The organism is Fibrivirga algicola (assembly GCF_011742925.1).
GTDB lineage: Bacteria > Bacteroidota > Bacteroidia > Cytophagales > Spirosomataceae > Fibrella > Fibrella algicola.
On sequence record NZ_WAEL01000002.1, the window covers coordinates 514,990 to 530,576 of the forward strand.

Consider the following 15,587-nt stretch of genomic DNA (forward strand, 5'->3'; position numbering starts at 1 on the left):
AATACCACACCCCCGGCCCCTCCCTTATTTAAGGACAGGGGCTGGGGGTGAGGTAACACTCAAAAAAACATGAAACGTAAACTCATATATGCAGCTATGCTGGCTCCGGCTTTGTTCCTGACCAGTTGCAAAGAGACATTCATTGAACGGCCTTCGTTGTCGGGTACCACAACCGGTAACTACTACAACAACGCCGAAGAGGTACGGGCCGCCACCAGTACGTTATATAGCGGTTTACCCTGGCGCAACTACGAAAGCCGCGCGCAGGACGCGATCGGCGATGTGATGGCTGGTAACATGTTCACCTACACCGACGTCGAGTACCTGAACTTCTCGGTATCATCGGCATCGGAGCGCATTGGTGCGTCGTGGGGTGCTTTTTACAAGATCATTGGCTATGCCAACGTGATGATCAAGACGTTTGAAGAGAAGAAAGCTGCCGGTGGTAATGCGTCGTATCTGGACCCTGCCATCGCTGAGGCTCACTACATCCGGGGCATGCTGTACTTCTTCATCGCCCGTACCTGGGGTGCCGCGCCGATCATTACCGATCCGGGTGCAACCGCGCTGTCGGGCAACTTCAACATTCCCCGTTACCTGCAGAAAGACGTACTCCGGTTTGCGCTGGAAGAAATGCAGATGGCCGAGAAAGGACTACCCGAGTCGGACGTACCTGGCCGGTTAACCAAGTATGTGGCGAAGGGCATGATGGCCAAACTGTACCTGTATCAGAAAGACTACGCCAACGCCAAAGCCAAGGCCGAGGAAGTGATCAACTCAGGCAAGTACATGCTGGTGAGCGACTATCAGGGCATGTTCACCAAGTCGAGCATGAACAACAACGCTGAGTCACTCTTCTCAATTCAGCACCAGTTTGCACAGGACCCCTGGGGTACGGGCAACATCAAAAACCCGGACCGGGGCGCTGGTGCACTACGCACGGCCGAAGCCGATGCTTGGGAGATGTACGTACCCTCGGTGGATATGCTGAAAGAGTACGAGTTTGGTGATCTGCGCCGGAAATGGTCTGTAATGGAACAAGGCTGGACGAACCCAAACTGGAAGCCACAGCGTGCCAATGCCCCCGCTTACAACGCGTTTATGGCCAACGGTTTCAAATATGACACCCTGCAACCCGTGAACGACGGTGGTAGCCTGGCTCCAACCCGTGCTAATATCGTGAAGTACTTCGCTGGTCCGGGCAAAACGTTTGGTGGCGATCCGGTATTGGGTCAGAACTCAGGCAACAACGTAGTGCTGCTGCGTTACGCCGACATTTTGCTGATCTACGCTGAAGCGGTGCTGGGTAGCCAAGGGTCAACGTCGGATGCGAAAGCGCTGGATGCTCTGAATAAAGTGCGTAGCCGCGCTGGTCTGCCTGCAAAGTCGGCGATCACAAACAAGGACATTCTGCATGAGCGCCGGGTTGAGTTCGCGTTTGAAGGCGATTACTGGTACGACATTCAGCGTCAGGGATATGCCGCTGCAAAAGCAATCATCGACAAGCAGGATCGGGGTACGAAGGCGTATTCGAACTTCATTACCAACTTCTCTGAAGACAAGATGTTTCTGCCTATCCCCGCTGGCGAAATCGTACAAGACCCTGAGCTAGGCAAAGACCCCGTTCCGTATTACAAGTAAGTGAGGTAATTAGTGATTGGGTAAATGAGGCAATTAAGTAAGTAGCTGATTTTACTCAATCAACCAAGAACCACAAAACATCAAACACATGAAATTCAACACCTTATATAGCGTAGTAAGCTTATCGGCACTGACCCTGGCAACCGGGTTGGCCATCAGCTCCTGCCAGAAAGATACCGACGGTAGCCCCCAGATTGGACCCGGCAACCCTGTCGCTACCAAAGTGATGCCCGACTCAGCAGCAGGTGGTACACTGGTGACCCTGACCGGCACCGGCTTGGGCGACATTCGGACGATCATGTTCGAAAAACAGAACGTACCTGCGGGCTTTCAGTCAACGCTGAATACCGATGGCGCGATCATGTTCCGGGTGCCAACCGAGGCAGCGGGCGGTAAGCAAAACATCATGCTCACCAACAGCGCTGGCCAAACGCTGACCGTGCCCTTTAAAGTGCTCGCATTCCCGACCGTAACGGCGGTTTCGATGTACGACTTCACAAAGGGAACTCAGGTGACCATCACGGGTAATAACCTTGACGACGTTACGTCGGTTGCCGTTGCTGATTCGCTGAAGGGCATTTCAGATGCTGCTACGATTGTATCAAAATCAAAGAAAGAGCTGGTCATCACTATGCCCGCTTCGTCACTCAACCGGGGAACGCTGGCTATCACAAACAGCACTGGTCGGATTCGCACCAAGCAGGAGTTTACCAATATTGACAAAGCTTTCCCGATTTTCACTGATGCGTATGGAACTGGCTACCAAGATAATTCGTGGGGTGACGCCGGGGCAAAATCAACTAAAGAAGCTGTTTTTGGCACCGCTTCTGCAGCAAAAACATTCCAGAAAGGCAACTGGCATCTGATTGCCTTCGCCAACTGGTCGGGCGTAGCTTATGATGCCTCATATACGTACCTGACGGGCTGGATTAAAGGCGGATCAGCTGACTATGCGCTGTACATAACGACTGATGCCAGCAAAGCCGGTTTCGGTAACTACGTCGACGCTAACCAGGTGAACGTAAAAGCCGGAGTTTGGAACTACTTCAAGATCAAGCTATCGGACATGGATTTCTGGGCACCCGGCAAGACCATGCAACAGCTTGGCTTCCGCATCAAAGGCCCGGACAAGCAGGACGAAACGTTCTACTTCGATAACATCATGCTGGTGAAGTAACTGACCAAGGTTCGTTACCACCAATTCTTGATGAAACAGCAAAGAGCACCGGAGCATTTTCGGTGCTCTTTGTCTAAGTGGTGGTTTATCTTTTCCTCTCAACTGTGACTTCGCGAAGTAGTGCATCGCTTTTCGTTGTGCTATTGCTTTTTCGCCAGTCAACGTACCCGTACTACTATCAATCAACGTTTCTGAAAAATCTTTCCCTGTATGCAGTATACTTTATCTGATACACTTCAGCGGGTGCTAATCCTAATTTTCTTCCTTACGCTGACTATCCCCAGCTTCGCCGCCGACCCAATTCGAGTTGAGGCAGAAACCGGCGTGTTGACAGGCGTAAGCACCGCCACGGCAACGGCGGGCTATTCCGGGGCAGGGTACGTTACCGGCCTCGATGCAGACACCGACAAGATCGTGATGATCTTCACGGCAAAAGCGGGGCTGTACGATCTGGACATTGGCTACGCCTCTCCCTTTGGTAATAAAGGCATCGACTTTCAGTTAAATGACGAAAAAAGCAATGGCACACTACCAGGTACGTCGGCGGGTTTTCGCACGGCCAGTCTGGGTACGTTCATGCTGAAAGAGGGCCAGAACACCATCACCATTTTTCGGGGCTGGGGCTATTTCGACGTAGATTACTTACTGCTTACACCCGCTACTGCCGTGCAACCCGCCAAACCACCCAAAACGCTAGTCGATCCGCAGGCCACCGCCGCTACGAAAGGGCTATTCTCGTACCTCGTCGACCAGTATGGCAGCAAGGTGATTTCGGCGCAGCAGGACGATGTAGAATACATTCTGGAGAAAACAGGCAAAGAACCCGCCATCGGAGCATTTGACCTGATCGACTACTCCCCTACCCGCGTGCAGAATGGCGTGAAGCCCATCCGAACCAGCGAAGCCATCATCGACTGGGCGAAGAAAGGCGACGGCCGGGGCATCATCAGCCTGATGTGGCATTGGAACGCCCCCACCGATCTGATCAACCTGGCACCCGACAAACTTTGGTGGCGCGGCTTTTACACCGATGCCACCACGTTCGATCTGGCCGCTGTACTGGCCGACAAAAACGGTGCGAAATACAAACTGCTCCTAAGCGACATAGACGCCATTGCTGTTCAACTCAAGAAATTTCAGGCCGCCAACGTACCTGTACTCTGGCGACCGCTGCACGAAGCCCCCGGCGGCTGGTTCTGGTGGGGAGCCAAAGGCGCGGGTCCGTTTAAAGAGCTTTGGACCATCCTGTACGATCGCCTTACCAACGTCCATAACCTGCACAACTTGATCTGGGTCTACACCGCCACCGACACCTTCAATGCCGAGTGGTACCCCGGCGATCAGTACGTCGATGTAGTTGGTCTGGACATATATGCTGATGCCAGTTCGAACATGAGCGGCAACTGGCGCAGCGCCCTGACGCCCCTGAACGGAAAGAAGCTCGTGACCTTATCGGAAACGGGCAATCTGCCCAGCGCCGACAAAATACGCGGCTTTGGCACCTGGTGGTCGTGGTTCGCTGTCTGGACCGGCACCGACTACATCAAAAAGCAGCCCGTAGACCAGCTCAAAGCAACCTTCCTCGATGCTGACGTCATTACCCGCGACGAACTACCCGACTGGCGATTGGCCGCACCGGTTCTAACCGCCACTGAACCGCCGTTTCAACTGGCTATTCTGGGCAATCCGGTTCGGGGCAACCAAGTCAATCTAGAGATCAAGGGCGCAAAATCCGTACCGCTCACGCTCCGCCTGACCGATGCGCTTGGTCGTCAATTCATCGATGAACTGGTTGTCCCTGCCTCCGCCGTAACCCGACACCAGCTAACTATAGGCTCGCAACCCGGTATCTATTTTTTACGTGTCAGTAGTCAGGTTGGTACAAAGACTTTGAGGATTGTGACGTACTAAAACGGCGTTTGTGGTTTGCTGTTGCCTAACAGCAACAACCTACCTAGCCCTATAGCACACCAGTAACCCATCAATCAAATTTCAGTCCTACATCCATTCTTATTCCCTAAACCAAATGAACTTGTTAAAGATAGCCCTGCTGGCAAGCTTGATAGCAGCGGTTGAAACACCTACCCAGGCGCAAAAACTGGGCCTGTTCGACGGTCATACCGACATTGGCAACGTAACCAAGAAAGGCTCAGCCTCCTTCAATTCGAAAACGAACGAGTACAACATGTCGGGGGCGGGCTACAACATCTGGTTCGACCACGACGAGTTTCACTTCATGTGGAAACGAATGAAAGGCGATTTCATCTTGACTACCCGCGCTTCGCTCGTAGGCAAAGGCGTTGACCCGCACCGGAAAGTGGGCTGGATGGTTCGAAGCAGCCTGGATAGTAACTCAGCGCACATTAACGCGGCCGAACATGGCGACGGGCTGACCTCGCTGCAATTCCGGCGCACGAAAGGAGCCAAGACTGAAGAGATGCGCTCTAAGATGACCGGTGCCGATGTAATTCAGCTCGAGCGGCAGGGTAATAAATACATCATGTCGGTGGCCAAATTCGGCGATACGTTCGTGACCGAAGAAGTAACCGATCTAGACCTGGGCGATGAAGTGTACGTAGGGCTGTTCATCGGCTCGCACAATAAAGACGTGGTAGAGCAAGGCGTTTTTCAGGATGTCCGCATGTACGTACCTGCCCCCGCTACCCTGGTTCCGTACAGAGAGTACCTCGGCAGCGACCTTGAAGTACTCGATGTAGCTACCGGTCACCGCGAAAAACTGTATCACTCGCCCGTATCGATTCAGGCCCCGAACTGGACGCTCGACAATAAGGCGTTGATCTACAACGGCGACGGAAAAATCTACCGCTTCGACCTGAAGAAGAAAACGCCGACCCTGCTCAATACCGGCGAGGTGACCAATAACAACAACGACCACGTGATCTCGTTCGATGGCAAGATGCTGGGCCTCAGTAACAGCAACACGCCCACGCCCGACGGCCCCAAGTCGATCATTTATACAGTACCTATCAGCGGTGGGACACCCAAACGAATCACGCCCACTGGTCATTCGTACCTACACGGCTGGTCGCCCGATGGACAGTGGCTGGTCTTTACCGCTCAACGCGATGGAGACTACAATATCTATAAAGTGCCGGCCAATGGCGGCCCTGAGGTGCAGCTGACCACCGCGAAAGGTCTCGACGACGGCCCCGAGTATTCGCCCGATGGAAAGTACATTTATTTCAACTCGACCCGCAGCGGCCTGATGCAGCTTTGGCGCATGAAGACCGACGGCAGCGAGCAGGAGCAGATTACCAACGACGAGTTTAACAACTGGTTTCCGCATATCTCACCGGATGGCAAGCAGATGGTGTTCCTCTCGTTTGGTCAGGACGTAAAACCCGACGATCACCCGTTCTACAAGCGCGTTTACCTGCGCCATCTGCCCCTCGAAAACGGCAACCCAGTTAAGACCAAGCCCAAAACAATTGCCTATCTGTATGGCGGACAGGGCACGATCAACACGCCATCCTGGTCGCCCGACAGTAAGAAAGTAGCTTTTATCAGTAATTCAGGACCAGTAGCGACACCACCCATTTCGGGCAAGTAATGTACGTCAACCGGTCTACCCCCGCCCTAAAGGGGGTGGGTAGACCGGTTACAACGTCCCAGTGAATCAATCTTAGGAGTATAGATAGGATAATTACCCACCAACCTTGCTTTGCTTTGAAACAGCTGGCTGTTGGTGCGGTTTCCGCCGCGGTCAGCCTTTAACCTGCACTCCTTATGAGAAAAAGATCACTCAATTTACTTCTGCTTGCCGCTGCCTTGTCGCTCACTACGGCGATAGCGCAAACCCTTCGTCCACCCGCTTACCCACTCATTACCCACGACCCGTATTTCAGCATCTGGAGTACCACCGACCGCCTCACCGACAGCCCCACCCGCCACTGGACCGGTAAGCCACAATCGCTCGAAGGCATTGTGCGGGTTGATGGGCAGACCTATCAGTTTCTGGGCGGTTCGCCAACCCTATACACGGCGCTACTCCCCACTGGCGAAGCGAAACCCTACACCGCCCAATTCACGCTGACCGATCCCGGCGAAGGTTGGCAGAAACTCGATTACAACGCACAGGGCTGGAAAACAGGCCCCGGTCCATTCGGCGATACACCCGACTCACGGACACCCTGGCTCAGCAGCCGCAGCGACAAAAGCGGCATTTATATCCGTCGCGAATTCACCTACGATGGCAAAATCGACCCGTCGCAGATGCTGCTGGCCCTCAGCCATGATGACGACGTAGAAGTGTACCTAAATGGCGTGCTGCTGGTGAGTAAACCCTGCTGTGCAGGCGAACATATCTACCTGGCATTATCTCCCGAAGGACAGCAGGCCCTGCGCAAAGGGCGTAACGTACTGGCTACGCATTGTGTGAGCCCGGTAGGTGCGGCCTTCATCGATATGGGACTGGTGAGCCTCGCCGCCCTACCAACGGTATCGCAAGCCATTCAGACGAACGTCAACGTAACCGCCACCCAGACCGAGTACACCTTCACGGCGGGCCCGGTCGATCTGCGCGTCAATTTCCTGTCGCCGCTTCTGCTCGATGAGCTGGAAATAGCTGCCCGCCCCGTAAGCTATGTCACGTTCAACGCGCAATCGACAGATGGTAAATCACATGCGGTGCAGGTCTATTTCGGGGAAGCGGCCACAGTCGCAACCAACACCGTAGGGCAGGATGTGGTGACGAAAGCGGGGCAGGGCGCTGGCCTGAGCTACGCTTCGGTAGGTACCAAAGCACAACCGGTACTGGCCCGCAAAGGCGATAATGTCCGTATCGACTGGGGCTATGCCTACCTGGCCGTTCCACAGGGCGTGGGCAACCGGGTTGTGGCTGGTTCCGCAGCAGCGCTGAAACAGGCATTTGCCAGTAAAGGCGTACTAGCGGCCAACACCAAACCAGTGGCCGATGTAGCGGGCAATGTTACGCTCGCCACGGTACTGAACCTCGGCAACGTAGCAAAAGAAGGCGTAGCCAAACACCTGCTGCTGGGTTACGACGACCTGTACTCGGTGCAGTATTTCGGCAAGAACCTACGCGGCTGGTGGCACCGCGACCCCAACATGACGATGGAAAGAACGCTGCAACTCGCCGAAACCGACTACAACCGGATTCGGCAGAAAAGCGCCGATTTCGACAAGCAACTCTACGACGAAGCCCGCAAAGCCGGTGGTAAGGAATACGCCGATCTGTGCCAGCTAGCCTACCGGCAAGCCATCGCCGCCCATAAGATTGTGGCGGGCCCAAAAGGCGAAGTGTTCTTTCTGTCGAAAGAGAATTTCTCTAACGGGTCCATCGGTACCGTCGACGTAACGTACCCATCGGCGCCCATGTTCCTGCTGTATAACAATGAGTTGGCTAAGGGCTTGCTCCGGTTCATCTTCGATTACAGCGAGTCGGGCCGGTGGAAGAAAGACTTTCCGGCGCACGACATCGGCACGTACCCACTCGCCAACGGACAGACCTACGGGGAGGATATGCCCGTGGAAGAAGCTGGTAATATGATCATTCTGACAGCCGCATCGGTGAAGATGGACGGCAACCCCAACTTCGCCCGCGAGCACTGGCCCACGCTGACCAAGTGGGTGGGATTCCTGAAACGCGACGGATTCGACCCCGGTAATCAGCTCTGCACTGATGACTTTGCCGGTCACCTGGCCCGCAACGCCAACCTGTCGGCTAAGGCCATTATGGGCATTGCCGCCTACGGACAGATGGCCCAGCAACTCGGCGACCAGAAAGTTGCCGACGAACACCTGACCCTGGCCCGCGATATGGCCCGCAGTTGGATGGACATGGCCAAATCGGGCGATGGACCGCATTACGCCCTGACCTTTGATAAAACACCCGGCAGCTGGAGCCAGAAATACAACATCGTGTGGGATAAACTGCTGGGCCTCGACGTCTTTCCGAAGGAAGTGGTGAAGCAGGAAATTGATTTCTACCTGAAGCAGCAAAAGCCCTACGGCCTCCCCCTCGACAGCCGCAAGACCTACACCAAATCGGACTGGATCATCTGGACCGCCACCATGGCCGACTCCGACCGCGATTTTAAAGCGCTGGTGGAGCCCGTCTGGAAATACGCCAACGAAACCCCATCACGCGTCCCTCTCGGCGACTGGCACGAAACCACCAACGCCAAGCAAGTCGGCTTCCAGGCCCGCTCCGTCGTAGGCGGCTACTTCATCAAAATGCTCGACGAACGCCTCAAGCAGAAGAAGTAAGTTAGGTACGTTACTACATCAAAAAGACGCGCTCAGTATCAACTGGCGCGTCTTTTTGATGTAGTAACGTACCTGACAGGTTCTCTTAAATGGGCTAATACTTCTCAAGCTATTATGCCCAACATTCGTAATGGCTGATGGTAAATCTTTAGAATTGACCTGCTTCCTTAAGACGAAATTAAATAAGCCGCCAAACGAATCAACGATCAGGGACAAACTACATACGTTATCATTGGGTCTGGAACCCAGTAAATGCTTACCTGACTCAGGTTATCTACACACACAGAAATAGGTGTCTTAGATCGGCAATCGACTTCGGTTAGTTTAGTGAGCTTTTTTAAGTTTAATTCCGAAAGGTTATTGTATTGGCAACGCAGTTGTCTTAGCTCCGTATTGTTGCTCAAATCCAGTTTTGATATTGCGTTGAGCGCACATGATAAACTAGTCAGTTCTGTGTTTTGGCTTACGTCGAGCGATGTAAGTTTATTTGCAGTAAGATCCAGATATTGTAATACTTTGTTCATTTTCAAGTCTAATGATCCTATCTCGTTAGTATAAATCAGGGCTTTAACCAAGTCAGTATTCTTACTTAAGTCTAACGCAGTTAATTTATTAAAGTGCAGGTCTACGTATTTCAGACGAGTGTTCTTTCTTAAATCTATTTCAGAGAGATCATTATTGCCAGCATTAAGGGTAGTTAACGACGTATTAGCAGTAACATTCAAATTACTTATTCCGCTACGAGTAACATCTAACTGAGTCAAGGCAGTATTTTTGCTTAAGTCCAAAGATGGAATCTTGTTATTACCAGTACATATTAAAACGGTTAGATTGGTAAAGGCCTCAATACCAGCCAAGTTGTTTATGCCGAGCGAGTAAAAGTAGAGACCGCCTGTCTGTTTCGCCGCGTTGGCCGTTAAAACTCGTCCATCTTGTACGTCATCAATTTTAAGTTTAATCAACTCTTTCTCGAAATTGATATCAGGCACAGCCGTATATAATTCTGGCTCCGGATCTCTATGATCGCAAGCGATCATTAGGCAAGTAATCAGGACTAAGCAAAGGCTTGGCAATAAATTGACGAAACGTAGATTGGTGTGCATGTTTGAAAAGAAATTAGTTTAGCTATAAACGTGAGAAAATTTTGAGGTAAATAACACTTTCTATTTGCTTTGAAAAGACCATTTTCTTGCTCGATGAGCATGCGCTACCACAACTAATGGTACAGGTTATACTTTTAGCATAACTCCTGATTATACTAGTATCTTAACCGTATAATTATAGGTGTCGATGCTATGTTTAAGGCTTGTTCGATGAAGCAGAATGCCGTGCCTACGCTTTCGTTTTGCTGAGCGTCCAATGCTCTAAAGTACTGTTCGTCAAAAGCTGCGGCAAACCTACCTAGTAACGTTCTGTTGGAGTTGACCGCTAGAATAGCTAGCTTATCGATACAGGTTAGCCGATTTAGCCATAGGCTGAAAGTTTATGTCAGCGTGCAGTAATTGATTCATTAGCATAACATGTGTTTTTCTTGTTGCTCTGTTACCCAAATAAAAAGAAAGTATAATAAAATAGGTACTTAATTTACTGACTGGGCCTATCGATCAAAACTGACAGGGTGGTGCTTACGAAAAAGAAATCTGCGTATGTGCGGGATGGATAGGCCGGGTACGTAATCTTCTAGTTCACTACCACTATTTAAACTTGAAAACGCGCTTGCCAACCTTTCCCTTTGCGCCCACGGCGTAGCAGGTGTTTTTGGCGCAGGCGAGCGAATGAAAACCTTCGGTATCGAGCTTGGTCCACGTTTCTCCCTGATCGGCGGATAAACTGGTGCCGGAGGGACCAACCGTTAGCAGGTAGTCGCCGGGAAGTAGCGAAACGGCTTCTTTCAGGCCGGGCGGATTCGTTGCGCTGACAACTTGCCAGGTTTGCCCACCGTCGCGGGTAATAGCGGCATTTACGCCGGGCAGGTTTTCCTGTTTATAGTTGCCACCAACCACCATGCCGACTTTTTCATTGAAGAACTGCATGCCAAACAGGCCCGTAGCTTCGCCGGCGGGTAAGGGCGTAGCGGCCACCGTCCACGTCCGGCCCCGGTCATTGGAACGGAACACGCGCCCATTTGTAGCGCCGCCCGAGGCTATCCAGACGTTTTGCTTACCCTGCACCACAAGGCTGGTGCCGCTGGCGGCGAAAGCTGCTTCATTCGGCTGCATGGACGGCAGTTGCTCGGGCGGTACCGGTTGCCAGGTCTGCCCACCATCGTCGGTTGTCAGCACGAACCACTTACCGTTGATGGGGTCGCCGAAAACAATGCCGTGCTGCTTGTCCCAGAAGTCGATACCGTCAAGAAATACACCCGGTTGCTGGGTCTGAAAGAGCAACGTCCAGGATTGGCCGCCGTTGGTGGTTTTGTAGATACGGGCCTGCCCCTTTTCGGCCAGTCCGGCACTCATGAGGTAGGCAGTTTGGGCATCAACGGCTTTTACATCCCGAAAGTCACAGGCCTGCGCATCCGGAACGGTGCCGGTTTGCCACGTTTGCCCGCCATCGGCGGTGCGGACGAAGGTGCCTTTAGTCCCACCGATCCAGACCACATTAGGGCCAGCCACGCTCACGGAGCGGAAACTGGCATCAGTATTAACCGACTGTGGTTGCCATTGGGCCACAGCAGGCACGGCACTACAGAGGAAGACAAGGCTTCGAAGTAATTGCTTCATAGTGACAAGAGTTTTTCCACCAAGGTTACGCTACTGCGCCCTGGCGTGGTATAAAACCACGCGTCAATTGGCAGACGGCATGGTCTCTTAGTGGACTGGACAAAAAACCGGGTTGTCTGCAAAATGCTGTTTTTAAGCGGAAAAGCCAATTGGAGCGATTCGTAAGTCGAACCGTTGAGCGTTGTTTAGCGATAAAGGTGGCCATTTTTAGCTGGTAGTCAATAATGTAGATGTGGGTAGATCATTTTAAGGGTTATTTTGTCTGCACAACTCTATGATACGTACCTAAACCATGATGAATCGATTTCTTTTTACTACGCTACTACTCGCCCTGACCACAACAGCTAGCAGGGCACAGAACTGGTCCGAAAGCAAATTGGGCAATATTAGTACCGTCACCAACAAAGGCGGGCAAACGCTGGGGTATTCTACTACCTCCGGCGTGAAGCTGATTATCGACAAGGGGCTGGCGTTTAAAGACCTGAACAAAAACGGCAAACTCGACGCTTACGAAGACTGGCGGCTACCGGTTGCCATTCGGGCGAAAGACCTGGCCGCCAAAATGACCGTCGAGCAAATTGCGGGGCTGATGCTATACAGTAAACACCAGCCCATACCGTCGGCACCGGCGGGGCCATTTGCGGGTACGTATGGTGGAAAAGTGTTCGCCGAAAGCGGAGCTACCCCCACCGACCTCTCCGATCAGCAAAAGGAGTTTCTGACCAAAGACAACGTGCGGCACGTGCTCATCACGTCGGTGCAAAGTCCGGCGGTGGCGGCGGGTTGGAACAATAACGCGCAGGCACTGGTGGAAGGACTTGGGCTGGGAATTCCGGCCAACAACAGTTCTGACCCCCGGCATGGCACCCGCGCCGATGCTGAATATAACGCCGGGGCGGGCGGGGCCATCTCCATGTGGCCCGGCTCACTTGGTCTGGCCGCCACATTCGACCCGGCCATTGTTCGTCAGTTTGGGCAGATTGCCGCCGCCGAATACCGTGCGTTGGGCATCGCCACGGCCCTGTCGCCACAGATCGATCTGGCCACCGACCCGCGCTGGTATCGGTTCAGCGGCACCTTTGGCGAAGACCCGAAGCTGACCACCGACCTCGCCCGCGCCTATATCGACGGGTTCCAGACGTCGACGGGCAGCAACGAAATCAAAGATGGCTGGGGCTACACGAGCGTCAACGCGATGGTGAAGCACTGGCCGGGCGGCGGCTCGGGCGAAGCCGGACGCGATGCCCACTACGGCTACGGTAAATACGCAGTTTATCCCGGTAACAACTTCGCCACGCACTTTCTGCCCTTTACCGAAGGCGCGTTCAAGCTGGCGGGCAAAACGAGCATGGCCTCGGCCGTAATGCCGTACTACACCATTTCGCTGGGGCAGGACAAAAAGAACGGCGAGAACGTGGGCAATAGCTACAACAAGTACATCATTACCGACCTGCTGCGCACCAAATACGACTACAACGGCGTGGTCTGCACCGACTGGAACATCACCGCCGACGAAACGGCCGTCGATGTATTCCTGACGGGTAAGTCGTGGGGTGTCGAGAAATTATCGGTAGCCGAACGGCACTATAAAATCCTGATGGCCGGTGCCGATCAGTTTGGTGGTAACAACGACGCCGCGCCTGTCATTGCCGCCTACAAAATGGGCGTGAAAGACCTGGGCGAAAAAGCCATGCGTACCCGGATAGAACAGTCGGCGGTGCGGTTACTGACCAATATTTTCCGCGTGGGGCTGTTCGAGAACCCGTACCTGAGCGTCGAAACAACGGCCAGTGTCGTTGGCAAACCGGCATTTATGGATGCGGGATATCAGGCGCAGCTGAAGTCGGTGGTGATGCTGAAGAACAAGGCGAAGGCATTGCCGCTCACGAAGGGCAAGACGGTCTATATTCCTAAACGCTTCACGCCGGCCGGGCGGAACTTCCTGGGCATGAACACGCCCGAAAAGCTCGAATACCCGGTCAACTTGGCTATCGTGAAAAAGTATTTCACCGTGACCGACAACCCCGACGAGGCTGACTACGCGTTGGCATTTATCCGCAGTCCTGATTCGGGCGGTGGCTACAGCAGTGCCGATGCCAAAGCGGGCGGCAATGGGTACGTACCCATCAGCCTGCAATACGGCGACTACACGGCGCAGGGAACCCGCGACCCCAGCTTCGGAGGCGGCGACCCATTGGAGAAATTCACCAACCGGACGTATAGCGGCAAAACGAACAAGACCATCAACAGCAGCGACCTGACAATGGTGACTGAGACCTACGCCAAGATGAAAGGCAAGCCGGTGATCGTGGCTGTTCAGATGAGTAACCCCACCATTTTTAGCGAATTCGACAAGCAGTCGAGCGCGATTCTGGCCCATTTCAGCGTGCAGGATCAGGCCCTGATGGATATTCTGACGGGTGTCGCCGAGCCATCGGGCCTGTTACCGATGCAAATGCCCGCCGACATGAAGACGGTAGAAACGCAGGCCGAAGACGTACCCCGCGACATGACGAGCTACAAGGATTCGGAAGGCCACAGCTACGATTTCGGTTTCGGCCTGAACTGGAAAGGCATCATCCAGGACAACCGGACAAAGACGTACCTGAAACCCGCCCAACGCGCCAAAGCCGAGATCAAGTAAGCTAAGTACTTGTCAACTAAAAAAAAGCCGCGCCGGTTACTCCAGTGCGGCTTTTTTTTGGTTGGCGTGATGGCGCGTATGGTGTTATGCTAACTGGCACGTGTGTATGGCTGACGCATGCCCCTTCAACTAACTGATACACCCCCCGTTGTCACGCGCTATGGGCAGGCGACAACGTACCTGAAGCACGCAACACACACACCGTTAAGAATCACGTATAAATCTCGTTACTTTAAGCAATTACATCATCTCACCCATGAAATTAACCTGCTTCGCCCTGCTGTTACTCTGGCTTTCTCTTACGGCCTTACACGCCCAAAACGGAACGGAGGTATATCTGCTTGACCTGTCGGAGAAGGGCGGAAAAATCACGCTAGCCAATCCGCGCAACGTATCGAACAAGCCGGGGTACGACAATCAACCGTTTTTCCACCCCACTAAGCCGCTGTTGTACTACACCGCCATGATGCCCGGCGACCAGACCGACATCTGGTCGTATGACCTGCAGAAGGCTATACGGACGCCGGTCACACTCACACCCGACTCAGAGTATTCGCCTACGGTGTTACCCGACCAGACGTACCTGTCGTGCATTGTGCAACGCAAAGCCAACGGCGATCAGGACCTGGTCAGGTACCTGCTGGCCGATCCGAAGCAGACCGAGCTGATTCTTGAGTCGAAGAAGACGGGTAAGATCGGCTATCAGGCGTGGCTCAACGCCGACGAGGCGATGGTGTTCGTACTGGGCACGCCCAATACAATGCATTATCTGAACCGGAAAACCGGGCGTGATACGGTTATAGCTGGCCAGATCGGCCGTTCATTGCACCGCATTCCGGGAAAGCAGGCGTTTAGCTTCGTGCAGCAGGTGGGCGACACGTGGCTCATTCGGTCGTATGATCCTGTCCGGAATCAGGTAAGCGACGTTGCCACGAGCGAGGCAACATCCGAGCATTACAACGCCTGGCTTGCCAGCGGTACGTTGCTCGAAAGCCGGGGTACTGAACTGTGGGCCTTTTCGCCAAAAACAAAGCAGTGGCAAGTCCTGACTCTGCCCGCTGACCTCCCCCGTAAGAAGCTATCGCGCATCGCCGTACGGGGAAATCACCTCGCGTTGGTAGTTGACGAATAGACCGGTGGCCGATTGGTTAAA

The 15,587-nt window shown here is 53.4% G+C and carries 9 protein-coding genes; 7 read left to right on the top strand and 2 right to left on the bottom strand.

All coding sequences use genetic code 11. The features are described from left to right. Positions 1-69: 69 nt before the first annotated feature. From F7231_RS07395 to F7231_RS07415, 5 genes are all read left to right on the top strand, one after another. Complete coding sequence (locus F7231_RS07395; protein WP_085412141.1) at positions 70-1,641, top strand: RagB/SusD family nutrient uptake outer membrane protein; 1,572 nt, start codon at positions 70-72, stop codon at positions 1,639-1,641. 88 nt (positions 1,642-1,729) lie between these two features. After that, on the top strand, positions 1,730-2,818 hold the full coding sequence (locus F7231_RS07400) for an IPT/TIG domain-containing protein (RefSeq protein ID WP_085412140.1): 1,089 nt from the start codon (positions 1,730-1,732) through the stop codon (positions 2,816-2,818). A gap of 210 nt (positions 2,819-3,028) precedes the next feature. Continuing rightward, on the top strand, positions 3,029-4,729 hold the full coding sequence (locus F7231_RS07405; protein WP_166691431.1) for a glycosyl hydrolase: 1,701 nt from the start codon (positions 3,029-3,031) through the stop codon (positions 4,727-4,729). 115 nt (positions 4,730-4,844) lie between these two features. After that, positions 4,845-6,389 carry a TolB family protein gene (locus F7231_RS07410; RefSeq protein ID WP_166691432.1) on the top strand — a complete coding sequence of 515 codons (1,545 nt, stop codon included), beginning with the start codon at positions 4,845-4,847 and terminating at the stop codon, positions 6,387-6,389. 176 nt (positions 6,390-6,565) lie between these two features. After that, positions 6,566-9,067 (top strand): glutaminase family protein, encoded by a 2,502-nt coding sequence (locus F7231_RS07415; protein ID WP_166691433.1) that lies wholly within the window; start codon positions 6,566-6,568, stop codon positions 9,065-9,067. 206 nt (positions 9,068-9,273) lie between these two features. On the opposite strand, the gene F7231_RS07420 is transcribed toward F7231_RS07415, so the two are convergent. Continuing rightward, a complete protein-coding gene (locus F7231_RS07420) occupies positions 9,274-10,170 on the bottom strand; it encodes a leucine-rich repeat domain-containing protein (protein WP_166691434.1) in 897 nt (298 codons plus the stop codon). 591 nt (positions 10,171-10,761) lie between these two features. Beyond that, entirely contained in the window at positions 10,762-11,790 is a 1,029-nt protein-coding gene (locus F7231_RS07425; protein ID WP_166691435.1) for a WD40/YVTN/BNR-like repeat-containing protein, read from the bottom strand. Positions 11,791-12,082: 292 nt separating this feature from the next. On the opposite strand from F7231_RS07425, the gene F7231_RS07430 reads away from it, so the two are divergent. Together F7231_RS07430 and F7231_RS07435 are read left to right on the top strand one after the other, a co-directional pair. Next, positions 12,083-14,434, top strand: a complete 2,352-nt coding sequence (locus F7231_RS07430) for a glycoside hydrolase family 3 protein (protein ID WP_166691436.1) — start codon at positions 12,083-12,085, stop codon at positions 14,432-14,434. A gap of 256 nt (positions 14,435-14,690) precedes the next feature. Further along, entirely contained in the window at positions 14,691-15,566 is an 876-nt protein-coding gene (locus tag F7231_RS07435) for a TolB family protein (RefSeq protein WP_166691437.1), read from the top strand. Positions 15,567-15,587 lie beyond the last annotated feature (21 nt).

Bases quoted from the DNA above. Each gene is read 5' to 3' on its own strand.
- F7231_RS07395 (WP_085412141.1), top strand. From the start codon at position 70: ATGAAACGTAAACTCATATATGCAGCTATGCTGGCTCCGGCTTTGTTC.
- F7231_RS07400 (WP_085412140.1), top strand. From the start codon at position 1,730: ATGAAATTCAACACCTTATATAGCGTAGTAAGCTTATCGGCACTGACC.
- F7231_RS07405 (WP_166691431.1), top strand. From the start codon at position 3,029: ATGCAGTATACTTTATCTGATACACTTCAGCGGGTGCTAATCCTAATT.
- F7231_RS07410 (WP_166691432.1), top strand. From the start codon at position 4,845: ATGAACTTGTTAAAGATAGCCCTGCTGGCAAGCTTGATAGCAGCGGTT.
- F7231_RS07415 (WP_166691433.1), top strand. From the start codon at position 6,566: ATGAGAAAAAGATCACTCAATTTACTTCTGCTTGCCGCTGCCTTGTCG.
- F7231_RS07420 (WP_166691434.1), bottom strand. From the start codon at position 10,170: ATGCACACCAATCTACGTTTCGTCAATTTATTGCCAAGCCTTTGCTTA.
- F7231_RS07425 (WP_166691435.1), bottom strand. From the start codon at position 11,790: ATGAAGCAATTACTTCGAAGCCTTGTCTTCCTCTGTAGTGCCGTGCCT.
- F7231_RS07430 (WP_166691436.1), top strand. From the start codon at position 12,083: ATGATGAATCGATTTCTTTTTACTACGCTACTACTCGCCCTGACCACA.
- F7231_RS07435 (WP_166691437.1), top strand. From the start codon at position 14,691: ATGAAATTAACCTGCTTCGCCCTGCTGTTACTCTGGCTTTCTCTTACG.